The organism is Pseudomonas sp. Irchel s3h17, assembly GCF_900187505.1.
Classification (GTDB): domain Bacteria; phylum Pseudomonadota; class Gammaproteobacteria; order Pseudomonadales; family Pseudomonadaceae; genus Aquipseudomonas.
In genome coordinates this window covers 218,114-243,529 of record NZ_FYDL01000010.1, presented here as the reverse complement: position 1 = coordinate 243,529, position 25,416 = coordinate 218,114, and the positions used below count along the sequence as shown (strand labels likewise).

24 protein-coding genes and 4 tRNA genes are annotated in these 25,416 nt (G+C 61.2%); 9 read left to right on the top strand and 19 right to left on the bottom strand.

The window, feature by feature from the left end; all coding sequences use genetic code 11:
• Nucleotides 1-48 precede the first annotated feature (48 nt).
• Nucleotides 49-981, bottom strand: a complete 933-nt coding sequence (locus CKW25_RS16880; RefSeq protein WP_095080805.1) for a LysR family transcriptional regulator — start codon at nt 979-981, stop codon at nt 49-51.
• A 120-nt stretch (nt 982-1,101) separates the two neighbouring features.
• On the opposite strand from CKW25_RS16880, the gene CKW25_RS16875 reads away from it, so the two are divergent.
• Entirely contained in the window at nt 1,102-1,344 is a 243-nt protein-coding gene (locus CKW25_RS16875) for a DUF2790 domain-containing protein (RefSeq protein ID WP_095080886.1), read from the top strand.
• A gap of 8 nt (nt 1,345-1,352) precedes the next feature.
• On the opposite strand, the gene CKW25_RS16870 is transcribed toward CKW25_RS16875, so the two are convergent.
• The 3 genes from CKW25_RS16870 to CKW25_RS16860 form a co-directional block, all read right to left on the bottom strand.
• Nucleotides 1,353-2,621 (bottom strand): OprD family porin, encoded by a 1,269-nt coding sequence (locus tag CKW25_RS16870; RefSeq protein ID WP_095080804.1) that lies wholly within the window; start codon nt 2,619-2,621, stop codon nt 1,353-1,355.
• 110 nt (nt 2,622-2,731) lie between these two features.
• On the bottom strand, nt 2,732-3,943 hold the full coding sequence (locus tag CKW25_RS16865) for a benzoate/H(+) symporter BenE family transporter (RefSeq protein WP_095080803.1): 1,212 nt from the start codon (nt 3,941-3,943) through the stop codon (nt 2,732-2,734).
• A gap of 84 nt (nt 3,944-4,027) precedes the next feature.
• Nucleotides 4,028-5,371 carry an aromatic acid/H+ symport family MFS transporter gene (locus tag CKW25_RS16860; protein WP_095080802.1) on the bottom strand — a complete coding sequence of 448 codons (1,344 nt, stop codon included), beginning with the start codon at nt 5,369-5,371 and terminating at the stop codon, nt 4,028-4,030.
• A gap of 378 nt (nt 5,372-5,749) precedes the next feature.
• Between CKW25_RS16860 and CKW25_RS16855 the strand changes: the two genes are divergently transcribed.
• The 4 genes from CKW25_RS16855 to CKW25_RS16840 all read left to right on the top strand — a co-directional run bounded on the left by CKW25_RS16855 (nt 5,750) and on the right by CKW25_RS16840 (nt 11,076).
• On the top strand, nt 5,750-8,416 hold the full coding sequence (locus tag CKW25_RS16855) for an autotransporter outer membrane beta-barrel domain-containing protein (protein ID WP_095080801.1): 2,667 nt from the start codon (nt 5,750-5,752) through the stop codon (nt 8,414-8,416).
• 94 nt (nt 8,417-8,510) lie between these two features.
• Entirely contained in the window at nt 8,511-9,137 is a 627-nt protein-coding gene (locus tag CKW25_RS16850; RefSeq protein WP_095080799.1) for a DUF1780 domain-containing protein, read from the top strand.
• 228 nt (nt 9,138-9,365) lie between these two features.
• Nucleotides 9,366-9,539, top strand: a complete 174-nt coding sequence (locus CKW25_RS16845; protein ID WP_095080798.1) for a DUF3094 domain-containing protein — start codon at nt 9,366-9,368, stop codon at nt 9,537-9,539.
• Nucleotides 9,540-9,777: 238 nt separating this feature from the next.
• Nucleotides 9,778-11,076 (top strand): NAD(P)/FAD-dependent oxidoreductase, encoded by a 1,299-nt coding sequence (locus tag CKW25_RS16840; RefSeq protein WP_095080796.1) that lies wholly within the window; start codon nt 9,778-9,780, stop codon nt 11,074-11,076.
• Nucleotides 11,077-11,251: 175 nt separating this feature from the next.
• On the opposite strand, the gene CKW25_RS16835 is transcribed toward CKW25_RS16840, so the two are convergent.
• The 7 genes from CKW25_RS16835 to rluD form a co-directional block, all read right to left on the bottom strand.
• Nucleotides 11,252-11,328: transfer RNA gene (locus tag CKW25_RS16835), tRNA-Pro, on the bottom strand.
• Nucleotides 11,329-11,424: 96 nt separating this feature from the next.
• Nucleotides 11,425-11,500: transfer RNA gene (locus CKW25_RS16830), tRNA-Lys, on the bottom strand.
• A 5-nt stretch (nt 11,501-11,505) separates the two neighbouring features.
• A tRNA-Pro gene (locus tag CKW25_RS16825) sits at nt 11,506-11,582 on the bottom strand.
• A 9-nt stretch (nt 11,583-11,591) separates the two neighbouring features.
• Nucleotides 11,592-11,667: transfer RNA gene (locus tag CKW25_RS16820), tRNA-Asn, on the bottom strand.
• A gap of 440 nt (nt 11,668-12,107) precedes the next feature.
• Nucleotides 12,108-14,672 (bottom strand): ATP-dependent chaperone ClpB, encoded by a 2,565-nt coding sequence (clpB, locus tag CKW25_RS16815; protein ID WP_095080795.1) that lies wholly within the window; start codon nt 14,670-14,672, stop codon nt 12,108-12,110.
• Nucleotides 14,673-14,801: 129 nt separating this feature from the next.
• Nucleotides 14,802-15,527, bottom strand: a complete 726-nt coding sequence (pgeF, locus tag CKW25_RS16810; RefSeq protein WP_095080793.1) for a peptidoglycan editing factor PgeF — start codon at nt 15,525-15,527, stop codon at nt 14,802-14,804.
• The gene (gene rluD, locus CKW25_RS16805) at nt 15,524-16,486 is read right to left on the bottom strand and encodes a 23S rRNA pseudouridine(1911/1915/1917) synthase RluD (protein ID WP_093230124.1); all 963 of its coding nucleotides are present in this window, start codon (nt 16,484-16,486) and stop codon (nt 15,524-15,526) included. Before rluD ends, pgeF begins: the two co-directional genes overlap by 4 nt.
• Before the next feature lie 151 nt (nt 16,487-16,637).
• On the opposite strand from rluD, the gene CKW25_RS16800 reads away from it, so the two are divergent.
• From CKW25_RS16800 to CKW25_RS16790, 3 genes are all read left to right on the top strand, one after another.
• Nucleotides 16,638-17,654 carry an outer membrane protein assembly factor BamD gene (locus CKW25_RS16800; protein WP_095080792.1) on the top strand — a complete coding sequence of 339 codons (1,017 nt, stop codon included), beginning with the start codon at nt 16,638-16,640 and terminating at the stop codon, nt 17,652-17,654.
• A gap of 125 nt (nt 17,655-17,779) precedes the next feature.
• Complete coding sequence (locus tag CKW25_RS16795) at nt 17,780-18,013, top strand: PP0621 family protein (protein WP_095080791.1); 234 nt, start codon at nt 17,780-17,782, stop codon at nt 18,011-18,013.
• 253 nt (nt 18,014-18,266) lie between these two features.
• Nucleotides 18,267-19,601 carry a sigma-54 dependent transcriptional regulator gene (locus CKW25_RS16790; RefSeq protein WP_095080885.1) on the top strand — a complete coding sequence of 445 codons (1,335 nt, stop codon included), beginning with the start codon at nt 18,267-18,269 and terminating at the stop codon, nt 19,599-19,601.
• Between the two features lie 38 nt (nt 19,602-19,639).
• On the opposite strand, the gene thiO is transcribed toward CKW25_RS16790, so the two are convergent.
• The 7 genes from thiO to CKW25_RS16755 form a co-directional block, all read right to left on the bottom strand.
• The gene (thiO, locus tag CKW25_RS16785; RefSeq protein ID WP_095080790.1) at nt 19,640-20,740 is read right to left on the bottom strand and encodes a glycine oxidase ThiO; all 1,101 of its coding nucleotides are present in this window, start codon (nt 20,738-20,740) and stop codon (nt 19,640-19,642) included.
• 56 nt (nt 20,741-20,796) lie between these two features.
• Entirely contained in the window at nt 20,797-21,198 is a 402-nt protein-coding gene (locus CKW25_RS16780) for a type IV pilin protein (RefSeq protein ID WP_095080788.1), read from the bottom strand.
• Between the two features lie 15 nt (nt 21,199-21,213).
• Nucleotides 21,214-21,552: a hypothetical protein gene (locus CKW25_RS16775; protein ID WP_095080787.1), complete on the bottom strand. Its 339-nt coding sequence runs from the start codon at nt 21,550-21,552 to the stop codon at nt 21,214-21,216.
• Between the two features lie 112 nt (nt 21,553-21,664).
• The gene (locus tag CKW25_RS16770) at nt 21,665-22,144 is read right to left on the bottom strand and encodes a PilX N-terminal domain-containing pilus assembly protein (RefSeq protein ID WP_095080786.1); all 480 of its coding nucleotides are present in this window, start codon (nt 22,142-22,144) and stop codon (nt 21,665-21,667) included.
• An 11-nt stretch (nt 22,145-22,155) separates the two neighbouring features.
• Nucleotides 22,156-22,860 (bottom strand): PilW family protein, encoded by a 705-nt coding sequence (locus CKW25_RS16765; protein WP_095080783.1) that lies wholly within the window; start codon nt 22,858-22,860, stop codon nt 22,156-22,158.
• The gene (pilV, locus tag CKW25_RS16760; protein WP_095080780.1) at nt 22,857-23,300 is read right to left on the bottom strand and encodes a type IV pilus modification protein PilV; all 444 of its coding nucleotides are present in this window, start codon (nt 23,298-23,300) and stop codon (nt 22,857-22,859) included. The genes CKW25_RS16765 and pilV overlap by 4 nt, the downstream gene beginning before the upstream one ends.
• Nucleotides 23,297-23,770: a GspH/FimT family pseudopilin gene (locus CKW25_RS16755; protein ID WP_095080777.1), complete on the bottom strand. Its 474-nt coding sequence runs from the start codon at nt 23,768-23,770 to the stop codon at nt 23,297-23,299. Before CKW25_RS16755 ends, pilV begins: the two co-directional genes overlap by 4 nt.
• Before the next feature lie 101 nt (nt 23,771-23,871).
• On the opposite strand from CKW25_RS16755, the gene CKW25_RS16750 reads away from it, so the two are divergent.
• Nucleotides 23,872-24,420: a GspH/FimT family pseudopilin gene (locus CKW25_RS16750; protein ID WP_095080772.1), complete on the top strand. Its 549-nt coding sequence runs from the start codon at nt 23,872-23,874 to the stop codon at nt 24,418-24,420.
• Here CKW25_RS16750 and ispH read toward each other — a convergent pair.
• Nucleotides 24,397-25,344 carry a 4-hydroxy-3-methylbut-2-enyl diphosphate reductase gene (gene ispH / locus CKW25_RS16745; RefSeq protein ID WP_095080768.1) on the bottom strand — a complete coding sequence of 316 codons (948 nt, stop codon included), beginning with the start codon at nt 25,342-25,344 and terminating at the stop codon, nt 24,397-24,399. The genes CKW25_RS16750 and ispH overlap by 24 nt on opposite strands.
• Nucleotides 25,345-25,416 lie beyond the last annotated feature (72 nt).

Sequence of the window (25,416 nt, the reverse complement as noted above, 5' to 3'; positions counted from 1 at the left end):
ACGGGAACAGGCCGTCAGTCTACACCGCCCTTCGCCCCGCCTTCGACCTCAGGCCCAGTGCCGTGGGTCATTGATCACCGCGTCGTGCTCGGCGAACACCTTCGGTAACTCGACCCTGAGGAAGTCGACCCAGGTGCGAACCTTGGCATCGAGAAAGCGCCGCGACGGGTACAGCGCGTACACATTGCGCTCACGGGGACGATAGGTCGGGAGCAGACGCAACAAGCTGCCGTCGCTCAATGGCCGCGTCGCCGCATAAAACGGAATCAGGCTGATGCCCATGCCCGACTCGGAGGCCTTGACCATCGACTCGGCAACGTTGCACTGGAATGTCCTGGCGGGGCTGACCGCATGCTCGCCGGACGCGTCATGAAACAGCCATTGATCGCTGTACAGGGGGTCGAGCATGCGCAGGCAACAGTGATCGTTCAGCGCCAGCGGATGCTGCGGCACACCCTGGCGTTGCAGGTACGCCGGGGCGGCACAGGGCACGCTGTAGATCTGCCCGAGAGGCTGGGCGACCGACTGCGAATCGGCCAGTTCAAGGGCAATCGAAATCACCACGTCAAAGCCTTCCTCCAGGGGGTCGGGATTGCGTTGTGACAGGGTCAGTTCGAACACCACGTCCGGGTACAGCTCACAGTATCGAGCGATCAATGGCGTGATCAACACGCCCAGGCCATTCATGCTGTGCACCCGCAGCCGGCCACTGGGTTTCAGGTGAGCGCCACGGGCCTCTGCCGTGGCCTCCTCCATTTCCTCGAGTATTTGCCGGCTGCGCAGCAGGAAGCGCTCGCCGGCCTCCGTCAGGCTCAATCGTCGAGTGGTGCGTTGCAGCAAGCGCGCCTGTACATGCTGCTCCAGGTCCGCGACCAGGCGGGACACTTGCGCGGTAGAAAGGTCGAGCGCATCGGCGGCGGCGGTAAAGCTGCCGCAATCCACGACGCGGACAAACACCCGCACGTTGTTGAGCACATCCATAAGCCTCCAGGGGCCGTGACTGTTACGCTTCATGTAAGGCTGCATCAGGTATCCAGCCCTTTTTCGATAACGGGCGAAGCTTAGACTTCAGGCATCGGAATCAACACGGAGTACCCAATGATGAAAATCCTGATCAGCCTGTTGCTGACGATTGTCGCCACCTCTGCGATGGCCGCCGGCACTGAGTCCGCCGCCACGCCCTACCCTGCGGCGCAGCCGCTGGACATTGCCAGGGTGGTGTCGATCACGCCCACCGCTACGGCCTGCGACGTCGAACCGGCCACCATGGTCTATGTCGATCACCAAGGCCAGACCCACCGCGTGACGTATCAGGTCATGGGCAACTGCACCAGTGGCCTGTAGTCACCGGCTCAGTGCAGTGTCCAGGTGTAACTGAAGATCAGACGGTTTTCATCGATGTCGCTGCGGTAGTTGGAACGCGCCATGGCATTGCGTACGCGTATCCCCAGGCCTTTGAGGCTGCCACTCTGCAGGACATAGCCGATATCCAGGTCCCGCTCGCGGTCCTTGCCCTCATACCCCTTGCCGGTATCGACGTTATTGCCGCTGATGTACCGCACGGTGCTGGTCAACCCCGGCACGCCGAGGGCGGCAAAGTCGTAGTCGTAACGGGCCTGCCAGGAGCGCTCATCGGTGTAGGCAAATTCATAGGTCGGCACTTCGTTGCCCAGCGGTGAGATATTGGCAAACACTCGGGGGAAGGCGCTGTCGCCGAACATGCCCTGGTAGCCGACATAAAAGGTGTGACCGCCGCGCTTGGCCGACAGCAGGGAAAAGAACGCCTGGTTGTCGATGTTGCCCAACAACTGCTGGCCGTCTTCCCGCGAATCGAAATAGCCCAGGTTCGCGCCCAGGACCCAGTCGCCCGCCGGCTCACTGTGTTTGAGGCCGAGGAAGCGCTGGTTGTAGATGTCTTCCAGTTGCCCGTACCAGGCACTGAGCGAACTGCGCTGGTCTTTGAAGGCGTAATCGGCACCGGCAAAGTTGAAGCCGTCGCTGCTGACCTGGCGCTGCGGTACATGGCCGAGCATGGCCTGCATCTTCTCGTCGCCGGCTTCGTTACGCAGGCTGGTCGACCGCAGGTGGCCACCCTGCACGGTCAGGCCATTGATCTCGCTGGAGCTGATACTTGCGCCCTGGTAGCTGGGCGGCAGCAAGCGAATATCGCTGAAGACCAGTACCGGCAGGTTCGGCTGTAACTCCCCGACCTTCAACTCGGTCCTGGAATAACTCACTTTCAACGCGCCGGCCAGGCGGCTGTAGTCATCGGCGGCACGCCCGTCACCCTGCACCGGCAGCAAGCCGGTATTGACCCGGTCCGGGCTGCTGTCGAGCTTGAGGCCCAGCAGGCCGATGACATCCATGCCGAACCCGACGGTGCCCTGGGTATACCCGGACTTGACGTTGAGGATGAAGCCCTGCGCCCACTCCTCGGCCTTCGATTGCGGGTTAGCCCCGACGATGTCGGAGAAGTCCCGGCTGAAGTAGTAATTGCGGGCCTGCAAGGTGGCGCTGGTGTCTTCGATGAAGCCACTCTCGGCAGCCAGTGCGCCAGTGGAAAAACCCGAGGCGAGCGCCAGGGACAACACGGAACCGGTTGTTGGGAGACTCTGTTTCATCGTTGTTCTCTTATTGTTATGGATCGACAGGTTGAAGGGCGCCACCCGCATGCACTGGTTGCGGGGACGCTGAAGCAGGTTGAAGCCGAGCGAGCGAACGCTGACAGGCGTCAGCGCGCGACCTCTCGGGAATCCGCCGCCTGGGCGGCAGAAGCGGGACGCCGCACACTCAACATCAAGTGCGTGACCATGCCGAAAATCAGCCCCCAGAACGCGGCGGACAAGCCGAACAGCGACATACCCGAGGCGGTGGCGAGAAAGGTCACCAGCGCCGCTTCGCGGTCATTCGGCACGGCCATCGCGCCGGCCAGGGCACCGGCAATGGCGGCAAACAGAGCGAGCCCGGCGAGGGCCGCGATCAGCTCCTTGGGAAAGGCCGAGAACAGCGAGACCAGGGTGGCGCCGAAGATCCCCAGCATCAGGTAGCACAGCCCGCCCACGACCCCGGCCACATAACGCTTGCGCGGATTTTCGTGGGCCTCGCGCCCGGTGCAGATCGCGGCGGTAATGGCCGCCAGGTTCAGCCCATGGCAGCCGAACGGTGCCAACAACGCGGTCCCCAGCGCGCTGCTGGCGATGATCGGGCTGGCCGGCGTGGTGTATCCGCTGGCACGCAGCACTGCCATGCCCGGGACGAACTGCCCGGTCAGGGCCACCATCACCAGCGGCAAGGCAATGTTGAGCGTTGCACCGAGGCTGAATTCGGGGGTGATCCAGACCGGCGTCGCCAGACCGATCACCAGCGCATCACGCTGCAACTCCCCTGACACAAAGGCGATCGAGCAACCGACCAGCAGCACCATCAACACCGCGTAGCGTGGCATGACACGCTTGCACACCAGGTACGTGGCAAACATCGCCAGTACCAATAACGGCTTGCCCTGCAAGGACACAAACAACCCGGTGCCGAAGCTGAACAGAATCCCCGCCAGCATCGCCGCCGCAATCGCGGCAGGCAGTTTGCCGATGATCCGGTCAAAGGCACCCGACACCCCGACCAGAAAAATGATCAGGCTACTGACCAGGTAGGCGCCCACCGCTTCGGGCATGGAAATGCCCGGCAGCAACGCCACCAGCAACGCCGAGCCCGGTGCCGACCACGCGATGATCACCGGCACCCGGTAGCGCAGGCTCAAGCCGATGCCCAGCAGCGCGCTGCCAATGGAAATCGCCCAGATCCAGGACGACAGCACTTCCCGCGAGAGGTGTGCCGCCTCGGCTGCCTGAAAAATAATCACCAGGGGACCGGCGTAGGAAATCACCGTGGCGATAAATCCTGCGACCGCGGCAGACAGGGAAAAGTCGTGGAGTAACGCTTTCATGGCACCTCGCCGCAAGACTCATCAGGCGATCCGTGGCACTGGGCCGGTCGCTCTTGTTTGGGGAACATCAACGGACAGCCCAGGTCAGGCGCTAGTCGGTGTCATTGCCTGGGCAACGCCTTTGGCGCTGCGCTGACTGCTGATGGCGAACACCGTCATGGCGATGGCCGCCACGGCCCCGGGCAACGCGAACGCCATGAAGTTCAGCTGCAGCGGCAGGCTGATCCCCAGCAAGGCACCGCCCAACAGCGGGCCGACGATGGCACCGTTACGGCCAATGCCCGAGGCCCAGCCCAGGCCGGTGGAACGAATGGCCATGGAGTAGAACTGCGCGGCGCAGGCATACAGCAGAATTTGCGAGCCGATGGTGGTGGCACCGGCAATGGCGATCAGCAGGTACAACACCGGCATCGGGCTATTGAAGCCGAGCAAGGTGATCGACACCGCCGCCATGGCGAAAAACACCGCCAGCACTCGTGGCAGGTTGAGCCTGTCACCCAGTACACCTCCACCCACCGCACCGAAGATCGCACCGAAGTTCAGCACCAGCAGGAACGACAGGCTCGAGCCAAGGCTATAACCGGCGTTGGCCATCAGTTTCGGCAGCCAGGAGCTCAGGGCGTAGACCATCAGCAGGCAGCAGAAAAATGCCAGCCACAGCATCAGCGTGCGCAGTGCCCGGCCTTCGCGAAACAGCTGCAACACCGGTGTGCCGGTGCCCTTCACTTCACTCATGTGCAGTTGATCGCCGGTCTGCGCGACGTAGGCCGGATCGATTCGCTCCAGCACCTTGCGTGCTTCTGCATGGCGCCCCTGACGCAGCATGAAACCCACCGACTCGGGCAGGAAATACATGATCAGCGGCAACAGCAGCAACGGCAGCAGCGCCACGTAAAATACCGATTGCCAGCCAAAGCTGGGGATCAGCACGATGCCCAGCCCGGCCGAGAGCATGCCGCCCACCGAGTAGCCGCTGAACATGATGGCCACCAGGGTGCTGCGGATTTTTTTCGGCGCGTACTCGTTCATCAGCGCCACCACATTGGGCATCACCCCGCCAATGCCCAACCCGGCAATGAACCGGCAGAGACCGAACTCCGTGGGGTTGCGGGCAAAACCGTTGAGCACGGTAAAGCCGCTGAACAGGATCACGCACAGGGTGATGGCTTTCTTACGGCCGATCTTGTCCGACAGCGGGCCGAAAAACAGCGCCCCGAACATCATCCCGAACAGGGCATAACTGCCCAGCGCACCGGCCTGCAGAGGGCTGAGCCCCCACTCTTTCATCAGCATCGGCAGCACCACGCCGTAGATCACCAGATCGTAGCCGTCGAAGATGATGATCAGGGCACACCAGAACAGCACCATCCAGTGAAAGCGGTTGAAACGAGCGTTGTCGATAACCTCATGTACGTCGATCTTGCGCATGGCATCTGTCTCTTGTTGTTGTTTTTTTATGAGCGTCGGTAACGCGGTAAACGTGCGTAGAACCGAGGGTAGGGATGTCAGGGGCGCGGCAATATCCGCTCAGCGCAGATCGTTATCCGTTTTGTGCAGGCACGGATGCCAGGGAAACACTGCATGGCAGCCCCGCATTCAGAAAAAAATACATTACACAACTGTCAGTTATAACAGTCCATTTGTCGGGACAGACTGGCGGACTGAAAAAATCCGACTAGACCTTCACATGGCTGACGGAACAGCCATTGCACGTTGTCAGGTCACAGGTTTGGGTGGTTTCAGCGGCACCGCTTGGGCCCTGTTCAGGATCAGGACGATCTGTCATTAATCCAACAGGGATAGGCCATGCGTCGTCACTTCAGACATTTCAGCAACCTGCCATCTGTCTTTGCACTGCCCACTTCACTGCTGATACTCACCTGCCTCCCGGTTCACGCGGCCTGCCCCCTGACACCCGGGAGCGGTGACAGCAGCTATGTCTGTGACAGTGGCACCGGCAGTTCGCTGACCGACCTTTCAGGCAACAACAGCCTGACCTTCCCGACCGATGGCAGCGGCGTCATCAACGGCAACGTCCGCTTCGGGGCCGGTGCCGACCGGGTGTTGATGAACTCCGGCGTCCTCACAGGCTCGCTCGATCAAGGAGATGGCCAGGACAGCCTGCACATCAACGCCGGCCAGATCGACGGAGCAGTGCTACAGGGCAATGGCATTGATGACTTCGTGATGAATGGGGGGCAGGTCCGGTCCCTGGCTCAAGGCGACAGCCGAGATACATTTCTCATGACCGCTGGCACCATAGTCAAGGCCTTCGAAGATGGCGATGTGGCGAAGATGACTGGCGGTACCATCGGCCGGGTGGACATGAAGCTGGACAACAACATCTTCGAGCTGTCTGGCGGCAGCATTCTGGGTAACCTGGTCAGCGCATTCGGCCAGGACACCATCATCGTTTCTGGCGGCAGCATCGGTGGCAATGTCAGTGTCAGCGGTGGCGACGACAGCATTACCATCACGGGTGGAGTGATTTCCGGGCAAATACGCGCCAGCGCCGGCAACGACAGCCTCACCTGGACCGGCGGCCAGATCACCTCGGACATACTGATGGGCGATGGCGACGACATAGCCTTGCTCAGCCAACTGAGCGAAAGCACGCTGGCCTTGAGCCCGTCACTGGATGGCGGGATGGGCAATGACCGCCTGACCTTCGACAACACCACCTCGGCGGGGGCCTCGCGCTACCTTGGCTGGGAGAACGTCGAGCTGAACAACCACTCGCACTTTGCTCTGGCCGGGGACTTTTTTCTCGGTGACAGTGCAACCGCAACCGGTACCTTCGCCATCGATGACAGCAGCGTCATGGCGGTCACCCGGGGCAGTGTCCGGCCCTATACCGCAGGCGGGCTGGCGACACTGAACAACGCCGGCAGCATCGACATGACCACCGGCAGCAACAGCACAACCGACTCGCTGACGGTGCACGGCAACTACGTCGGCCATAACGGACAGTTGCTGCTGCAAACTGTACTCGGCGACGACAACGCGGCCAGCGACAAACTCGTGGTCTCCCAAGGCACCCTCAGCGGCAATACCCAGCTGGGTATCAGCAATCTGGGCGGTCTGGGCGGGTTGACCCGGCAGAACGGCATCCAGGTAGTGCAGGCGCAAAATGGCGCCATCAGCAGCAACGATGCCTTCGCCCTGAAGGGCTCACTGTCGGCCGGGGCGTATCAGTACTACCTGTTCAAAGGCGGGGTCACAGCCGGCTCGGAAAACAGCTGGTACCTGCGTTCATCCGTGGTGGCCGTCCCGCCCCCCACCGTCCCGCCGGTGGTGAACCCTCCCCCCGCAGTGCCTCCCGCCCCGCCACCCGTGGCGCCGCCTGTTCTGATTGTTGATCCAGATGAGCCGCCAATCGAGCCACCGACCGCTCGACCTGTCGCACCCGAAGAGCCAGCCACGCCCGCCCCCACCCAGCTTGTCGCTGAAAGCTCGCCAGTGCCTGCCGCCACCACCCCACCCGTACCGACAGCAGTAGCCGGCGCGGATCCGATTCCGTTGTATCGCCTGGAAGTACCGGTGTACTCCGTGGTGATCCCTGCCGCCCAACTGATGACCCTGCAGGCACTCGGCACGTTCCATGAACGCCAGGGCGAGCAAAGCTTGTTGACTGAAACCGGCGCGGTCCCCGCAGGCTGGGGCCGGGCTTATGGCAGTGATTTGCAAAAGAGCTGGTCCGGCACCGTGTCCCCCCATTTCGACGGCTCGCTCCAGGGTTTCCAGATCGGTCATGACCTGTATGCGTCACAGAACGGTGGCGGGCAACTCCAGCGCTTCGGCTTCTTCGTGGGTCACAGCCACCTGCAGGGCGATGTCGACGGCTTTGCCGAAGGCTTCCAGGATCGGCGTTCGGGGCGGGTGAAACTCGACGGCGATCATGTCGGCGCCTACTGGACCCTGATTGATTCAAGCAATGGCTATGTCGACGCCGTCGCTATGTGGTCGCGCCTGGATGGCGACAACCGCTCCGAGCGCGGGGTGAAAATGGACACTGAAGGCGATGCGCTGGCGCTGTCACTGGAAGCCGGTTACCCATTGGCTGTGTCGGAAAACTGGGTCGTCGAACCCCAGGTTCAGGTGATCCACCAGCAGATTGATCTGGATAACCAGAATGACGGTATTTCCGAAGTCTCGTTCGATTCCCAGGACTACTGGACGGGCCGTCTCGGTGCCCGTCTCAAGGGCCGCTACCGGGTGCAGAATATCCCGCTGGAGCCTTACCTGAGAGCCAATGCCTGGAAAACGTTTGGTGGTTACGACACGGTGACCTACGACGGCGCAGACCGAATCAAGAGCGAGCATGAATCATCCACCGCCGACCTTGGCCTGGGGGTGGTGGCCAAACTGTCGGTAAGTGTCAGCGTCTACACGAGCGTCGACTACAACACCCATCTGGACAGCAACGATATGGACGGTGTCTCCGGCACCCTGGGATTGCGTATGAGTTGGTAACGCGTTGAACGGCGGCACGCCGACGGACCCATCTGGCCGAGCAGAGACGACAAATGTCTTCTTTGCGATCGCATTTGGGCGCTAAGCTTGGCCTATGGATGATTCAGACTACTTACGCCTGCTGACCATCGCGGCCGAGCAAGCCAACGCCTTCCTTTCCAATGCCCGCAAATGGGAGCGTGAGCGTTGGGTCTGCCAACGCCTGCTACAAGGCTTGAACATCCCCTACCGCGCCGACGAGTTCAGCCCGGCGGGCGAGCCGCCGGACGTGCTGTTTCGCGAGGCCAATTTCGAAGTCTTCTTCGTGCTCGATGAAGGCCGACGGCTCAATGACGAGTGGCGCGACGAACTGCAACGTCGACGCAGCGCCTTCTCCCTGAGCCAACTGGTGCGCCGCGAAGCCAAGCCCAGGCGCATTCCGGCCAACGAGTTCTTGTTGCGATTGGCGCCCACCTTGCGCAAAAAAGCGCACAACTACAAAGAACGCGGCATGGACCTGGGCGAGCTGGACATCATCGCCTTCGCCAGCCTCAAGCGCGAAGTGCTGGACCTCAACAGCCACTTCCCGCCCCCCACCGAATACCTGCGCCAGGGCTGGCGCTCGTTGTCACTGGTCGGTCCAACCTTCGCCCGCGTGTTGTTTGCCCACCCCGACGCCCCGGACTTTCTGCGCGGCAACCTGGGCCGCAGCATTGTCTTCGACGTCGGAATCAGTCTGTGAGCCCTGTGCAGGATTGATTGCCGACAGATTGTCGACACGTTCAGGGGACGGACATGGTGCAATCAGCGCTCCAATGTTACAAAGTGGCATCATTCGCCTGGGGGGTACCCTGTGCATCGGCCCCCTGCCCGCGAGCGGCTATGCTCCGTCCAATGCCGACCAGCGTATAACCTGGCTGCGCGCTGTAGCTTCCATACATTTAGCAACGTCTACCTGACGAGGCCTTATATGACCAGCCGCCTGAACCCCGACGACCAACAGCATGTCGAAGAGTACCTGCAACTGTCCCAGCACCAAGTCGAGCGCCGGCCTTTCCGGCCGTGGATGCTCCTGGTGGTGGTACTGGCAGTGACCATTGGCCTGGGCCTGTTGAGCCGTTTAATCAGTTACCTGACGCTATGAGCCGCCGAGGGTCTGTTGACGTTTGATGACGAACCGCGTTGCGTTCCAACGAGCGCGAGGCAAGGCGCGGGATGCCGCCAATGGTTGTTCCCTTGGCAAATCCCGCAACGCAGCCTCGCGCTCGTTGGAGCGCAACCCGAAGGGACGGACGCCCATGTGGTCGTCATCAAACGTCAACAGACCCTCATGCTCGCTCGGGTAATTGCACCGATTTCTTTTAGCCTTGCGAGATATCCCCATGACTCATCGTATTGTCATCGTCGGCGGCGGCGCCGGCGGCCTGGAGTTGGCTACCCGTCTGGGTAAGACTCTGGGTAAACGCGGCACGGCCAGCGTGATGCTGGTCGACGCGAACCTGACCCACATCTGGAAACCCCTGCTGCATGAAGTGGCCGCCGGCTCCCTGAACTCCTCCGAAGACGAACTCAACTATGTTGCCCAAGCCAAATGGAACCACTTCGAGTTCCAGCTCGGGCGCATGAGCGGGCTCGATCGGGCACAGAAAAAAATCCAGCTGGCCGCGACCTACGACGAACACGGCCTGGAACTGGTGCCGGCCCGTGAAGTGGCCTACGACTCGCTGGTGATTTCAGTCGGCAGCACCACCAACGACTTCGGCACCTTGGGCGCAGCGCAACACTGCCTGTTCCTCGACACCCGCAAGCAGGCCGAACGTTTCCACCAACAGTTGCTCAACCACTACCTGCGCGCCCACGCCGGGCAGACCGACCAGGTCGAGCAAATCAGCGTGGCCATCGTCGGCGCGGGTGCCACCGGTGTCGAACTGGCCGCCGAACTGCACAACGCGGCCCATGAACTGGCGGCCTATGGCCTGGACCGGATCAAGCCGGAAAACATGCACATCACCCTGATCGAGGCCGGGCCACGGGTATTGCCTGCCCTGCCCGAGCGTATCGGTGGGCCGGTGCATAAAACCCTGGAGAAGCTCGGGGTCAACGTCATGACCAATGCCGCGGTCAGCGAAGTGACGACTGACAGCCTGATCACGGCTGATGGCAAAACAATCAATGCCAGCCTGAAAGTCTGGGCGGCGGGCATACGCGCACCGGGCTTCCTCAAGGACATCGATGGCCTGGAAACCAACCGCATCAACCAACTGCAGGTGTTGCCGACCCTGCAAACCACCCGTGACGAGAATATTTTCGCCTTCGGTGACTGCGCCGCGTGCCCGCAACCCGGTACCGATCGCAATGTGCCGCCACGGGCCCAGGCCGCCCACCAGCAAGCCTCGCTGCTGGCAAAGTCTCTGAAACTGCGGATCGAGGGCAAGCCCCTGCCGAGCTACAAATACACCGATTACGGTTCGCTGATCTCGTTGTCGCGTTTTTCGGCTGTGGGTAACTTGATGGGCAACCTCACCGGCAGCGTGATGCTCGAGGGCTGGCTGGCGCGGATGTTCTACGTGTCGCTGTACCGCATGCACCAGATGGCGCTGTACGGCCCTTTCCGCACGGCAATGCTGATGCTGGGCAGCAAGATCGGACGCGGGACCGAGCCGCGCCTGAAGCTGCACTAAAACAAACCCGTGTGGGAGCGGGCTTGCTCGCGAAGAGACCGTGTAATTCAACACTTATGTCGACTGACACACTCCCTTCGCGAGCAAGCCCGCTCCCACATTGGCTTTGCGGCGCTCTTGAGTTTCCTATGGACAAAAAAAATCCCCATATCTTTCGATACGAGGATTTTTAATATGGTCGGGGTAAGGGGATTCGAACTCCTGACATCCTGCTCCCAAAGCAGGCGCGCTACCGGACTGCGCTATACCCCGGTAAAAAAAAGGCACCTTTTAAAAGGCGCCTTCCACGATCAGTGCTTTTGGCCTCTGATCTTAAGATTCGATTCCAGCGCTAACTGGTTTCAAAAATGGTGGGTCGTGTGGGATTCGAACCTACGACCAATTGGTTAAAAGCCAACTGCTCTACCAACTGAGCTAACGACCCAAAAATGGTCGGGGTAAGGGGATTCGAACTCCTGACATCCTGCTCCCAAAGCAGGCGCGCTACCGGACTGCGCTATACCCCGGTTTGAAATTGGCTCCGTGACCAGGACTCGAACCTGGGACCCAATGATTAACAGTCATTTGCTCTACCGACTGAGCTATCACGGAACTACATATTTCAATTACAACATTTGACGCTTTACTGCACTCTCTTCGACCCGTTCGCATCGCTGCGTTCGTGTGTCTGAGGCGCGCTATTCTACAAGCTTAAACACCTCTGTCAACCCCCTAAATTGCTTTCAAGACACTGATTTGCAACTTATTTCAGATTTCTTCTTGGGGAGAAGAAACCCTTGGAGCGACTTACTGCGGGGCGCACTTTACAAGCCTTTTCCTTACAGTTCAACACCCTAAGAAAAAAAAGTTCGCTAAACGAAGGTCAACCCTTGTAGGAGCAGCCGGTCGACGCTCGAGCGCTCGCGATGGGCGTTAACGATAACGCGTACTTTCTGACTCAACGCGTTGCTCTTGAGACCATCGCGAGCGTGCTCGCTCCAAAAAAAAGGCCCCGCAATGCGGGGCCTCCTCCATTAACGCTGGGTAAACGGTCAGTTGAAAACGATCTCGTCGTTCACAACAGTGGCCGTCACGCTGCTGCCTGGCAGGAAACTGCCGGACAGGATCAGCTGTGCCAACGGGTTCTCGATCCAGCGCTGGATCGCTCGTTTGAGCGGTCGTGCGCCATAAACCGGGTCGTAACCCACCGCAATCAACTTATCCAGCGCCTCACTGCTCAGCACCAGACTCAGCTCGCGCTCGGCCAGACGGCTGCGCAGGCGGCCCAACTGGATCTCGGTGATGCCGGCAATCTGATCACGGGCCAGAGGCTCGAAGATCACTACTTCATCGATCCGGTTGATGAACTCCGGACGGAAGTGCGTCGATACCGCATCCATCACCGCCGCACGCTGTGCTTCACGATCACCCACCAGTTCCTGGATCTGTACCGATCCCAGGTTGGAGGTCATGACGATCACTGTATTGCGGAAGTCCACGGTGCGCCCATGGCTGTCCGTCAGGCGGCCGTCTTCCAGCACTTGCAGCAACACGTTGAACACGTCCGGGTGGGCCTTCTCGACCTCGTCCAGGAGGATCACCGAGTACGGCTTGCGACGCACGGCCTCGGTCAGGTAACCGCCCTCTTCATAGCCCACATAGCCTGGTGGTGCGCCGATCAAGCGGGCCACCGAGTGTTTCTCCATGAACTCGGACATGTCGATCCGTACCATCGCCTCTTCGGTATCGAAGAGGAACTCGGCCAGGGCCTTGCACAGTTCCGTCTTGCCCACACCGGTAGGGCCCAGGAACATGAACGAGCCGCTTGGGCGATTCGGGTCGGACAACCCGGCGCGGGAACGTCGCACGGCGTTGGCCACTGCCACGACCGCCTCGTTCTGGCCAATCACACGCTGGTGCAACAGGCTTTCCATCTTCAGCAGTTTGTCGCGCTCGCCTTCGAGCATCTTCGACACCGGGATGCCGGTCCACTTCGACACGACCTCGGCGATCTCTTCCTCAGTCACCTTGCTACGCAGCAACTGGTTTTCCCTCTTGCCATGCTGGTCGACCATTTGCAGGCTGCGCTCCAGATCCGGGATCACCCCGTACTGCAACTCGGCCATGCGGTTCAGGTCGCCCTTGCGACGCGCTGTTTCCAGTTCCTGGCGGGACTGTTCGATTTTTTGCTGGATCTGCGCGGAGCCCTGCACTTCGGCTTTTTCCGAGGTCCAGATTTCTTCCAGGTCGGAATACTCACGCTCCAGCCGAGCAATCTCTTCCTGCAATTTCTCCAGGCGCTTGATCGCCGCTTCGTCGTCTTCTTTCTTCAGGGCCTGGGATTCGACCTTGAGCTGAATCAACCGACGCTCCAGGCGATCCAGCACTTCCGGCTTGGAGTCGATTTCCATCCGAATGCGGCTGGCGGCCTCATCGACCAGGTCGATGGCCTTGTCCGGCAACTGGCGATCGGTAATGTAGCGATGGCTCAACTTGGCCGCCGCGATGATCGCACCGTCGGTGATCGCTACCTTGTGGTGAACCTCGTAGCGCTCTTTCAGGCCACGCAGGATCGCAATGGTGTCTTCTTCGCTCGGCTCATCCACCAGTACTTTCTGGAAGCGCCGCTCGAGGGCCGCGTCCTTCTCTATATATTGGCGGTACTCGTTGAGCGTGGTCGCACCCACGCAATGCAACTCACCACGGGCCAGGGCCGGCTTGAGCATGTTGCCGGCGTCCATCGAGCCTTCGCCCTTGCCGGCGCCAACCATGGTGTGCAGCTCGTCGATGAACAGAATGATCTGCCCTTCCTGCTTCGACAGTTCATTGAGCAAGCCTTTGAGGCGCTCCTCGAACTCGCCACGGTACTTGGCACCCGCAATCAGCGCGCCCATGTCCAGCGAGAGCAGACGCTTGCCTTTGAGGCCGTCCGGCACCTCGCCATTAATGATGCGCTGGGCCAGGCCTTCGGCAATCGCGGTTTTACCCACGCCAGGCTCACCGATCAGCACCGGGTTGTTCTTGGTACGGCGCTGCAGCACTTGAATGGTCCGGCGAATCTCGTCGTCACGGCCAATCACCGGGTCGAGCTTGCCGTCTTCGGCGCGCTTGGTCAGGTCGACCGTGTATTTGTCCAGTGCCTGGCGCGACTCCTCGGCATTGGGGTCATTCACTGCCTCGCCACCGCGCAGGTTATTGATCGCATTCTCCAGGGCCTTCTTGCTGACCCCCTGGCCGAGCAGCAACTTGCCGAGCTTGCTGTTCTCGTCCATGGCCGCAAGCAGCACCAGTTCGCTGGAGATGAACTGGTCACCCTTCTGCTGGGCCAGGCGATCGGCCTGGTTGAGCAGGCGCGCCAGGTCCTGCGACATGTTCACGTCGCCGGTGGGGTTCTGGATTTTTGGCAGCTGGTCGAGCTCTTTGCTCAACGCTTTGCGCAGGCTGTTGACGTCGAAGCCCACTTGCATCAGCAACGGCTTGATTGAGCCGCCTTGCTGTTCAAGCAGCGCTTGCATCAGGTGCGCAGGTTCGATGCCTGGATGATCGAGGCCTACGGCCAGGGATTGGGCATCGGATAACGCTAACTGTAATTTGCTGGTTAAACGGTCTATACGCATTGGTCACCTTCCTTTGAGCAGGCCGGAGCGATGGACACACCTAAATAGAGAAACCTGCCAGATACCTCACTAGATGCGGTCGATTCTGGGGGATTCAAGCGTCGTACAGTTGATACAGGTCAGAAGACTCTAGCGTTCCAGCCAGATCAGGGAGGCAAACCGACCCGTGCGAGGCGCGCGGCGGTAAGAGAAGAAGCGAGGATCGGTCACGGTACACAAACCGCCACCGTAGACGGCCGTGACACCGCAAGCCGCCAGACGCAGGCGCGCCAGCCGGTAAATGTCAGCCATGAACTTGCCAGCGTTGTGGCTGGGCACAAAAGCCTCGCTCGCTTGCGGCAGTTGCGCAATGAACACGTCGCGAACTTCCGGGCCGACCTCAAAGGCTTTCGGGCCGATGGCCGGGCCGAGCCAGGCCAGGACCTGTGTCGGCTCCACTGCCAGGCTGTCGAGGGTGGCTTCCAGCACACCCGCCGCCAGCCCGCGCCAACCGGCATGAGCCGCGGCAACGCGAGTACCGGCTCGGTCGCAGAACAACACCGGCAGGCAGTCCGCTGTCATCGCCGTACAGGCGATCCCGGGGGTGGCCGTCCAACTGGCATCCGCCGTGGCGACCACCGCTGGGTCGGCGTGCGCCACGACAACCCCGTGAACCTGCTGCAACCAGGCCGGTTGAATGGCGAAGTGCTCGGTCAGGCGACGGCGATTCTCGGCCACCGCCACGGGATTGTCGTCGACGTGATCCCCCAGGTTGAGGCTGTCGAACGGCGCCAAGCTGACGCCGCCCGCACGGGTGGTGACACAGGCTTTGACCCCGGCCGGCGCGGGCCAGTCAGGAATCAGCCAGTCCATCATCCGATGAACGCCTCACGGTCCTGCTTGAGCAGCGTCAGCAACCAGACGAAATCTTCCGGCAACGGCGATTCCCAGCTCATGCGCTTGCCCGTGGTCGGGTGATCCAGTTCCAGGAAACGCGCATGCAGTGCCTGACGCGGGAAGTTTTTCAGCGACTCGACCATGGTTGGATTGGCTGCCGGCGGGATCCGGAAACGACCGCCGTAGGCAGGGTCTCCGACCAACGGGAAGTTGATGTGGGCCATGTGCACGCGAATCTGGTGCGTACGACCGGTTTCCAACTTGACCCGCACGTGAGTGTGGGAGCGGAAACGTTCGAGCACGCGGTAATGACTCACCGCCTGCTTGCCGCCTTCCATCACCGCCATGCGCTGGCGTTGCTGGCCGTGACGACCGATGGGCGCGTTGATCTTGCCGCCCGCGGTGACCACGCCGATCACGATGCACTCGTAGATCCGGCTGACGCTGCGGCTCTGCAATTGTGTAACCAGTTGCGTCTGCGCCTGAATGGTCTTGGCCACCACCATCAAGCCGGTGGTGTCCTTGTCCAGACGGTGCACGATACCGGCGCGCGGTACATTGATGATGTCCGGCACGTGGTGCAGCAAGGCGTTGAGCAACGTGCCATCGGCGTGACCGGCGGCAGGATGCACCACCAGCCCGGCAGGCTTGTTGATCACCAGGATGTCGTCATCTTCATAGACGATGTCCAGGGCGATGTCTTGAGCGACCCATTCGCCCTGAGCTTCCTGCTCGGCAGTCAACTCGAGGATGGCACCGCCGTGGACGATGTCTCGCGGGCGGATAACCGCTCCATCCACAGTCAGGCGGCCGTCTTTGATCCAGGCGGAAAGGCGCGAGCGCGAGTGCTCAGCGAATAGTTGTGCGGCGACTTGGTCGAGGCGTTGGCCGCCCAATTCGGACGGCACCTCTGCGCGGAGTTCAATTTTATCGGACATGCTCAGACTAGGCGTCGGCACAGCCTTTGGTTTCGGCTGCGCGCTTGTGGTTAAATACGGCGTCTTTTGCCCCGAGGCTATTCAACGGGGCACTCATCATAACAGGACGGCCCCGCCCAAGACAGCGGCCGTCATAGGGACGCAAGCCGCCATGCAAGTGAAACACCTGCTGCTGATCGCCATCCTCGCATTGACCGCTGCTTGCTCGTCGAAGGAAGTCGTAGACGAAAACCTCAGCGAAGTCGAGCTGTACCAGCAGGCTCAGACCGATCTGGACAACAACAGCTACACCAGCGCCACCGCCAAGCTCAAGGCTCTGGAATCGCGCTATCCGTTCGGTCGCTATGCGGATCAGGCCCAGCTTGAACTGATTTATGCCAACTACAAGAACGCCGAGCCCGAGGCCGCCAAGTCTGCCGCCGAGCGTTTCATCCGCCTGCACCCGCAGCACCCGAACGTCGATTATGCCTACTACCTCAAGGGCCTGACTTCGTTTGACCAGGACGTCGGCCTGCTGGCGCGCTTCCTGCCGCTGGACATGACCAAGCGTGACCCGGGCGCCGCACGTGACTCGTACAACGAGTTCGCCCAGCTCACCAGCCGCTACCCGAACAGCCGCTACGCGCCGGACGCCAAGCAGCGCATGATTTATCTGCGTAACCTGCTGGCGGCCTACGAAATCCACGTAGCCGACTACTACCTGACCCGCCAGGCCTATGTCGCCGCCGCCAACCGTGGCCGCTATGTGGTGGAGAACTTCCAGGAAACCCCTGCGGTCGGTGACGGCCTGGCCGTGATGGTCGAGTCCTACCAGCGCCTGCACCTGGACGAACTGGCCAGCACCAGCCTCGAAACCCTGAAGCTGAACTACCCGAACCACCCAAGCCTGGTGGACGGTCAGTTCGTACCCCGGGTTGCCGAAGCCGACAACCGTTCGTGGGCCAGCAAGGTTACCCTGGGCCTGATCGAGTCCCGTCCGCCGCTGCCGCCGGGTGAAACCCGCGCCAACCAGGACATCATGCGCCAGTACCAGAACGCCAAGGATGCCATTCCGCCCGAGCTCAAGCCTCAAGACGGCGATGCCGCCGAAGAAGAGCAGCACGAAGCGGAAGGCAACGACGACGACCGCTCGTGGTTCAGCTACATGACCTTCGGCGTATTCGACTGATACTCGCCCGAGGCACCAGAGGGAGACTTTCGAGTCTCCCTTTTTTATTTCCGGATTTTATAGCGCTGTGCGCTGGATGAGTCCTTGGCTAAACTGGCAAAACATTCGTCGAAAAGCGGTTCACCATGCTTCGTTTACTGTTCTGGATTGCATTGATTGCTGCTGCGGTATGGCTCTGGCGCAAGCTCAAGCGTCCCGTCAATACCCCCCAGCCGCCGAGCGAGCAAAACGCACCGCCCATGGTCCGCTGTGCCCATTGTGGCGTGCACCTGCCTCGCGACCGCGCGCTGAGCCTGCACCAGCAGTGGTATTGCAGCCAGGCTCATCTTGAGCAAGGCCCCGGCCCCCGTGATCGCTGAACCCGCCCGATCGCTCGCCCCCTGCCGCCTGTCCCGACCGACGGCAGAAACCTCTTTGAACATCACCATCGACCTGCTCGCGTCGACCGCCCGGCACAGAGAGTGAACAGGCTGAGGAACTGAAGGAATCGGATCGGCGTCTGAGACAGATTACTCACGGTCACAGTCATCGAATGAATCGGGCGATAGAACACCCCTCGCGGCCTTCCCGTCGCCGGCAAACGTTAGCCCATGGATGGACACAACGTTGAAGATGCCCCCAGCGCCAAGAGTCCTGATCGTTGATGACGAACCGGACATTCGCCAATTCCTCGAAATTGCCCTGGGTCGAATGAAACTCGACACCTCGACCGCCCGCAATGTCAGTGAAGCCCGAAGCCTGCTCAGCCACCAGCAATTCGACCTGTGCCTGACCGACATACCGCTGCCCGACGGTACGGGCCTGGAACTGCTGCAACACATCCAACAGCGCCATCCACAACTGCCGGTGGCGATGATCAGCGCCAACGGCAGCCTGGAAGTCGCCATCAATGCCCTGAAAGCCGGGGCTTTCGACTTTCTGACCAAGCCCGTGGACCTTGTACGGCTGCGAGAGCTTGTGGTCCGCGCAGTGCGCCAGCCGACCGGCATTGCTCAACCCCTCGAGCGGCGCTTGCTCGGGGACTCGCTGCCCATGCGCAGCTTGCGCAAACAGATCGACAAACTGGCCCACAGCCAGGCCCCGGTGTACATCAGCGGTGAATCCGGCAGCGGCAAGGAGCTGGTCGCCCGATTGATTCACGATCAGGGCTCACGCGCCGGCCAGTCGTTTGTAGCCATCAATTGCGGGGCCATTCCCGCGGAGCTGATGGAAAGCGAGTTCTTCGGCCATCGCAAAGGCAGCTTCAGCGGCGCCATCGAAGACAAGCCCGGACTGTTCCAGGTGGCGAACACAGGCACTCTGTTTCTCGATGAGGTCGCCGACCTGCCGCTGGCCATGCAGGTCAAGCTGCTGCGAGCCATTCAGGAAAAGGCCGTGCGCAGCATCGGCGGGCAGCAGGAAATGCCGATTGATGTGCGGGTACTCTGCGCCACGCACAAGGACCTGGACGCGGAGGTGGCCGCCGGGCGCTTCCGTCAGGACTTGTACTATCGATTGAACGTGATTGAGCTGCGCGTTCCAGCGCTACGGGAACGCCGTGATGATATCGAGCTATTGGCCACTCACGTGCTCGAACGCCTGGCGTCGCAGAGCAGCCTGCCGGTCGCTCACTTGCAGCCACAAGCACTTGAAGCACTCAAGCGCTACCGTTTTCCGGGCAATGTCCGCGAACTGGAAAACATGCTGGAACGCGCGCATACGCTCTGCGAAAACAGACAGATCGGCGCGGACGACCTGCGCCTGGCAGAAGGCAATGGCAGGCGCGAAAGCGCCATGCCGGACCCGACGAGCGTCGACAACCTCCCCCACTACCTGGAAAGCATCGAGCGCCAGGTGATCCTGCACACCCTGGAGGAAACCCGCTGGAACCGCACGGCGGCGGCCCAACGGCTGAGCTTGTCGTTTCGCTCGCTGCGTTACCGGCTCAAAAAGCTCGGCCTTGATTGAAGCAGCGCATGGCGAGGGAGCTTGCTCCCACTCGGTTTCTAGAGGCGACCGGCCGGCGCATAAGGCGCTGGATCGATAACCGGTTCGCGCCCCAATAGCACATCGGCGAACAACTGGCAGGAGGCCGGTGCGAGCACCAGACCATTGCGATAATGCCCGCAGTTGAGCCACAGCCCGTCAAACCCCGGCACTGCGCCGATATAGGGTATCCCTTCTGGAGACCCTGGCCGCAACCCGGCCCAATGACCGACCACTTCGGCCTGCGCCAACGCCGGAATCAGCTCGATCGCCGAGGCCTTCAGGCTTTCCAGTGCGTCTTGCGTCGGGGTCTTGTCGTACCCCTCGTGTTCCAGGGTGCTGCCGATCAGAATATGCCCGTCGCGACGGGGAATGGCGTAACGGCCCTTGGCCAGAACCATGCTCGACAGGAAGTCCGACGCGCACTTGTAGAGAATCATCTGGCCCTTGACCGGCTCGACCGGCAGCACCAGGCCAAGGGTCTTGAGCAGGTCGCCGCTCCAGGCGCCCGCGGTCAGCACCACCTGATCGCCATGGATCGGGCCCCGCGCACTCTCGACGCCGACGACTTTAGCGCCCTCACGAATGAACCCGCTGACCTCGCACTGCTCGTGAACGGTCACGTTGGGCAGCGCCAACAGTGCCGCCTTGAGGGACTTCACCAAGCGCGGATTACGGACGTTGGCCACATCCGCCATGTAAATCGCCCGGGAAAAACCTGTGCCCAACACCGGTACGGCATCGCGGGTGGCCGAGATATCCACAGGGCTCAGCGGACGACTTTCCCGTTTTGCCCAGGCCAGCGCTTCGGCTTCGTCTTCCAGGTCCAGCCAGTACAGACCCGTGGTGTGAACTTCAGGATCGACGCCGGTACTGGCGAACAGTTGCTCGGCCAGTTGTGGATAAAAGTCCTGGGACCAGTGGGCCAACGCCGTGACGGCCGAGCTGTAGCGCCACGGGTACAGCGGCGAAACAATACCGCCGCCGGCCCAGGACGATTCCCGGCCAAGGTCCGAGCGATCCAGCAGGACGACGCGCTCTACATGGGGCGCCAGATTAAACGCCGTCAGCAGGCCAATCACCCCGCCGCCGACAACCACCACTTGCTGTTGCTTGGCCATCATCTAATCCAACCATTAAGAAGACAGAAGGCGCAACGTGCGCCCGAAGTAGGTACTCAGCGCCCCCAGCAATCTTTGCTGGTCAACCCGTCTGCCGCGTTGCTCATGCCCATCACGCCCGTGTTGGTCAGCGTGAAATCGCCACACTTGTCGGTGGCCATGCTGGCCTCGGCTTTACGCACGGCGGTCAACAGGAAGGCCTGGTCAGTCAGGGTCGCGGTAATGCTGTAGAACTCGTTGCCCGCGCTCAGCCCCGGAGCGTTGGTGTACACCGAGTTTTTCGAATAGAACCGCTCAAGCGTCTGCGCCTGCTCGGACAGCAATCCGGCAATCTCGGTGCGGTGGGTTTTCTTCACGTACTCGGTCAGCAGCGGAGCGGATATGGTCAGCACAAGCCCGATGATCGCGATCACAATCATGATTTCGATCAGGGTAAAACCTTGGTTGAATCTACGCATTGCCTCAACTCTCACTTACTGTATTTGTCGCCACATGATTCGACGGCTGCCACCGGCCTGTTCAGCCTGGGAGGTCGTACCGTCGCTGGAATCGTTCTCGCTCTCGCCGGCCTCGCCGTCGAGTGCCGGGATTTCACCAATGAAGACCACCCCTTCGGAGGGCGTGTCGATGCTGTCGACCTGACCATCGCCATTGGTGTCGAGCATCTTACCGCTGAACGCATCGGATTCGCCCGGTTTGCCGCTGTCATAACGCCAACAAGGTGTCGATGAGGCCACACCTGCAAGGTTGAACATGACCCAGCCCTTCACCCGCCAGACCTGGAACTGGGCACCCTCGTAGCCCGCGGGCATGCCCCGCACTACCTTGCACTGCCAGAGCGAAGGTAAATCCGACGCGGATAACGTGCATGCGAAAGCGGCCAGGCCAAGCCCCAACCATCCGCGACGCCAGCCACGCCCAGGTTCAATATTTGGCATAGATACTCTCTACCACGCTACGCGAGTGGCCGGCCAAACCGATGGCGGTGACCCGGTACAGGGTGGCCGGGGTATTGAGCGGGACATTCACCGCCCCCTTACTGACACCGAGGTTCTGCACCCCGTAAAAGCCGCTGCCGGCGGTGATCCAGGTGACGCCCGAGGTCGAATTGAACCCGGCGCCGGTGACCGTCGAGGACTCGGCGGGCGGTGCGCAGTGGATGTGGTTCGCGCATACCGCCAGATGGTAGCCGTTGTGCTGCACCGCACTTTCGCCAATGCGCAATGCCGCTTCCGCCCCTTGGAATGACTGGTTGCGCAAGGTCACGCCAGCGGCCATTTTTTCCTGGAGCGTGGCGCTCTGCATCGACGCCAGGCCGATCATGGTCAGCAACAACAGAAACACCAGGCTCATGAGCAGCGCCATGCCACGCTGGGCGTTTGTCGCTAGGGGCGCAGACGGCATCGACATATCCTCTACATCAGCCGGTTGCGCAAGGCGGCAACCACATTGAACGTCTGATCGCGCACGCGATGCTGCGGGTCCGTCAGGGTCAGGCTGATCCGCACACTGCGGATCAGCGCCGGTTCGACGGGGTTTTGGCTGTAACGGGAAACCGCAATGTCAGTGGCACTGTCGGCAATGCCAAAGCTGACATCAAAAGCACTGACATTACTCACCAGCGCCGCCGTTCTGGTGCTCGTGGTCAGCAGAATCTCGCCATCTCGCCAGCGGTAATCCAGGCGTCGAATCGGCAATGCCAACTGCCCGGCGGCCGGGGCGTGACGTTGGGTGTAGGCCGTCGCACTGGTCCGGCAGTCTGACACCACGGTCCAGGTGGGCACACTGCCCTGGTCGCCGACATCCGACGTCACCAGGGTCAGTTGGCGCGCGGCGTTATCCCAGTGGATGGGCGTGGCGCGGTTGGCCGCGAAGTCGCCGGCGGCACTGGCATCAACGATGGTCTCCAGGCAGCCGAACATACCAACCATGCGGATTTCCTGAATCATCTTGCTCAGGACAAAACGCGCATCTTCCTGCATCCCGGCAGACGCGCTCTGGCTGAGGTAGGTGTTTTTTGCCGAGATGAAGACCTGTGCCACCCCCAGCACTAAAGTCAGGCTGATCGCCAGAGCGACCATCAACTCGATCAGGCTGAATCCACGGCACGAGCCCTTCATGGCGCGCCCACCGGGTCAGTGGTCGCGCGGCTGCTCAACACAAAGCTGCGGCGCTCGTCCGGGGTGCCGGCGGCACGGGAGTCATCCCAGGAGATGGTGATGGTATACACCCGCTGGTTCAGGCTGATGCTGCCCGTCGCGGTCGGACCGCCAAAGGCGGTGATGTTGCGGGTGAAGTCATGCAGGTCCTGATCCCGGGCGAGCGCCAGATTGCCCGCCGTCGGTGGTGTGATGCTGTAGTCGGCCCCTGAGTTGGCGCGAATCCGGTCCATCATGTCGTAGGCAATGAAACTGGCCTGGCTGGTCATCAGCGAGCTGTCGGTGTACTTGAGCGCCTTGAGCTGAATCGCTGCCGCCCCCAATAGCCCGACGGCCAGTATCACCAGCGCTACCAACACTTCGATCAGTGTCATCCCGTCCTGTGCACGCAGCCTCTTCATCCGCAGCTTCCACCCACGACAATCCGTCCGTTCAAACACACGCTCAGCGTCCGGCTCGAGCGCCCCGATACGTAATGGATAACCACCGCCTCATCCACCCCCGACAGCCCGCCCATGTCGTCGAAGTCGATACGGGCCACTCCCGAGGTTAGTGTCAGAGTCGCTGCGCTGCTCATCGCCGGAACAACCCGCAATACATTCGCCGGCATGCCTGTGCTGTCGTACACCGCCAGCTCCGCGGTCCAATCGTTCCCGCCCGTGGCTGGCTGAACCCACGTATGGCGTGAACGGTTGATCGCCTCCAACCGGGCGTAGTTGAGCGCCCGCTGCAAAGCGCCGACCTCGGTATCGGCCCGGGTGTTCTGCACCACGCGAGTCAACGCAGGGGCGGCCAGGGTGATCACGCTCATTAGAACGGCGAAGGTCACCAGCAACTCGATCAACGTGAAACCTTTTGTACGACGATTCATCGCGCCCCTTCGCTGTCAGCGGCTACACCTAGCGGACGCCCCGAACGTTTGTCCGGGAGCGCTCGCGGCCCACCCACACGAACTCCAGGGAAGGAGACTTTATGTGTCAGAAAGGCTTCGGCCTGATCGAACTGCTTATGGGACTGGCAATCGCCACGATCGTTCTGCAACTCGTCAGCCCGGCATTCAGTGAGTTAACCGAATCAATACGTCGGGAGAGTGCCGCGCAGTCACTTGCCAGTGGCCTGCGTAACGCCCGCACCGAGGCGCTGATGCGTAATCAGGCGGTGGTCGTGCATGGCTTGAACGATGACTGGGGACAAGGTTGGCGGGTGATTCTGGACATCAGCGGCCTGGGCCATCAGGACAACAGCAACCCGCTGTTGCTGCAGCGCCAGACCGGCACGCCGCTGCCGATCGTCGGCAATCAAACCGTGAAGCACTTTGTGCGCTTCAGCAGCCTGGGCGAGCCACTCTCGCACAATGGCGGGTTTCAAATCGGGACCTTGCACATCTGCGCGACCGGCAAACCGGTCAGCCACCATCAGGTGGTGCTGTCCAGAAGCGGTCGCGTCAGCTTGCGCAGCGACAAGGCCGAGCAAGCCTTGTGTACGAGGGATACAGCGTCAAAGCAGAGAGCGAACCCGTAGTTCCTTGGGCATGGAGAACGTGATGTTCTCCTCGCGACCGGCCAGTTCATCGGCACCGGTGGCTCCCCAGGCATGCAACTGCTCGATCACGCCGCGCACCAGGACTTCCGGTGCCGAAGCGCCGGCCGTGATACCAATACGCTCGACACCATCAAACCAGCTGCGCTGCATGTCTTCGGCGCCATCGATCAGGTACGCCGGAGTGGCCATGCGCTCGGCAAGTTCACGCAGGCGGTTGGAGTTGGAACTGTTCGGACTGCCCACCACCAGTACCACATCGCATTCGTCGGCCAGTTGCTTGACCGCATCCTGGCGGTTTTGCGTGGCGTAGCAGATGTCGTCCTTGCGTGGACCACCAATGGCCGGGAAGCGCGTGCGCAAGGCATCGATCACACGGCTGGTGTCGTCCATCGACAAGGTCGTCTGGGTGACGAAGGCGAGCTTCTCCGGGTTGCGCACCTGCAGGGCGGCCACGTCGTTTTCGTCTTCGACCAGATAGATCGCACCACCATTGCCGGCGTCGTACTGGCCCATGGTGCCTTCCACTTCCGGATGTCCGGCATGGCCGATCAGGATGCATTCGCGGCCGTCGCGGCTGTAGCGCGCCACTTCGATATGCACCTTGGTGACCAATGGGCACGTTGCATCGAACACCTTCAGGCCACGGCCTGCGGCTTCGCTGCGAACGGCCTGGGAAACGCCGTGGGCACTGAAAATCACGATGACGTCGTCCGGCACCTGATCCAGTTCCTCGACGAAAATCGCCCCACGGGCGCGTAGGTCTTCCACGACGAATTTGTTGTGGACCACTTCGTGACGCACATAGATCGGCGGCCCGAAGACTTCCAGGGCGCGGTTGACGATTTCGATCGCCCGGTCCACACCGGCGCAGAAGCCACGGGGGTTGGCGAGTTTGATTTGCATGCTGTGCCTCGTGTCTTGCCCTGTAGGAGCGAGCTTGCTCGCGAAAAACTCAAAGACACCGCGTTTATCCAG

Excerpts from the sequence above, each read along its gene's own strand:
- CKW25_RS16880 (WP_095080805.1), bottom strand. The coding sequence starts at position 981 with ATGGATGTGCTCAACAACGTGCGGGTGTTTGTCCGCGTCGTGGATTGC.
- CKW25_RS16875 (WP_095080886.1), top strand. The coding sequence starts at position 1,102 with ATGAAAATCCTGATCAGCCTGTTGCTGACGATTGTCGCCACCTCTGCG.
- CKW25_RS16870 (WP_095080804.1), bottom strand. The coding sequence starts at position 2,621 with ATGAAACAGAGTCTCCCAACAACCGGTTCCGTGTTGTCCCTGGCGCTC.
- CKW25_RS16865 (WP_095080803.1), bottom strand. The coding sequence starts at position 3,943 with ATGAAAGCGTTACTCCACGACTTTTCCCTGTCTGCCGCGGTCGCAGGA.
- CKW25_RS16860 (WP_095080802.1), bottom strand. The coding sequence starts at position 5,371 with ATGCGCAAGATCGACGTACATGAGGTTATCGACAACGCTCGTTTCAAC.
- CKW25_RS16855 (WP_095080801.1), top strand. The coding sequence starts at position 5,750 with ATGCGTCGTCACTTCAGACATTTCAGCAACCTGCCATCTGTCTTTGCA.
- CKW25_RS16850 (WP_095080799.1), top strand. The coding sequence starts at position 8,511 with ATGGATGATTCAGACTACTTACGCCTGCTGACCATCGCGGCCGAGCAA.
- CKW25_RS16845 (WP_095080798.1), top strand. The coding sequence starts at position 9,366 with ATGACCAGCCGCCTGAACCCCGACGACCAACAGCATGTCGAAGAGTAC.
- CKW25_RS16840 (WP_095080796.1), top strand. The coding sequence starts at position 9,778 with ATGACTCATCGTATTGTCATCGTCGGCGGCGGCGCCGGCGGCCTGGAG.
- clpB (WP_095080795.1), bottom strand. The coding sequence starts at position 14,672 with ATGCGTATAGACCGTTTAACCAGCAAATTACAGTTAGCGTTATCCGAT.
- pgeF (WP_095080793.1), bottom strand. The coding sequence starts at position 15,527 with ATGATGGACTGGCTGATTCCTGACTGGCCCGCGCCGGCCGGGGTCAAA.
- rluD (WP_093230124.1), bottom strand. The coding sequence starts at position 16,486 with ATGTCCGATAAAATTGAACTCCGCGCAGAGGTGCCGTCCGAATTGGGC.
- CKW25_RS16800 (WP_095080792.1), top strand. The coding sequence starts at position 16,638 with ATGCAAGTGAAACACCTGCTGCTGATCGCCATCCTCGCATTGACCGCT.
- CKW25_RS16795 (WP_095080791.1), top strand. The coding sequence starts at position 17,780 with ATGCTTCGTTTACTGTTCTGGATTGCATTGATTGCTGCTGCGGTATGG.
- CKW25_RS16790 (WP_095080885.1), top strand. The coding sequence starts at position 18,267 with ATGCCCCCAGCGCCAAGAGTCCTGATCGTTGATGACGAACCGGACATT.
- thiO (WP_095080790.1), bottom strand. The coding sequence starts at position 20,740 with ATGGCCAAGCAACAGCAAGTGGTGGTTGTCGGCGGCGGGGTGATTGGC.
- CKW25_RS16780 (WP_095080788.1), bottom strand. The coding sequence starts at position 21,198 with ATGCGTAGATTCAACCAAGGTTTTACCCTGATCGAAATCATGATTGTG.
- CKW25_RS16775 (WP_095080787.1), bottom strand. The coding sequence starts at position 21,552 with ATGCCCGCGGGCTACGAGGGTGCCCAGTTCCAGGTCTGGCGGGTGAAG.
- CKW25_RS16770 (WP_095080786.1), bottom strand. The coding sequence starts at position 22,144 with ATGCCGTCTGCGCCCCTAGCGACAAACGCCCAGCGTGGCATGGCGCTG.
- CKW25_RS16765 (WP_095080783.1), bottom strand. The coding sequence starts at position 22,860 with ATGAAGGGCTCGTGCCGTGGATTCAGCCTGATCGAGTTGATGGTCGCT.
- pilV (WP_095080780.1), bottom strand. The coding sequence starts at position 23,300 with ATGAAGAGGCTGCGTGCACAGGACGGGATGACACTGATCGAAGTGTTG.
- CKW25_RS16755 (WP_095080777.1), bottom strand. The coding sequence starts at position 23,770 with ATGAATCGTCGTACAAAAGGTTTCACGTTGATCGAGTTGCTGGTGACC.
- CKW25_RS16750 (WP_095080772.1), top strand. The coding sequence starts at position 23,872 with ATGTGTCAGAAAGGCTTCGGCCTGATCGAACTGCTTATGGGACTGGCA.
- ispH (WP_095080768.1), bottom strand. The coding sequence starts at position 25,344 with ATGCAAATCAAACTCGCCAACCCCCGTGGCTTCTGCGCCGGTGTGGAC.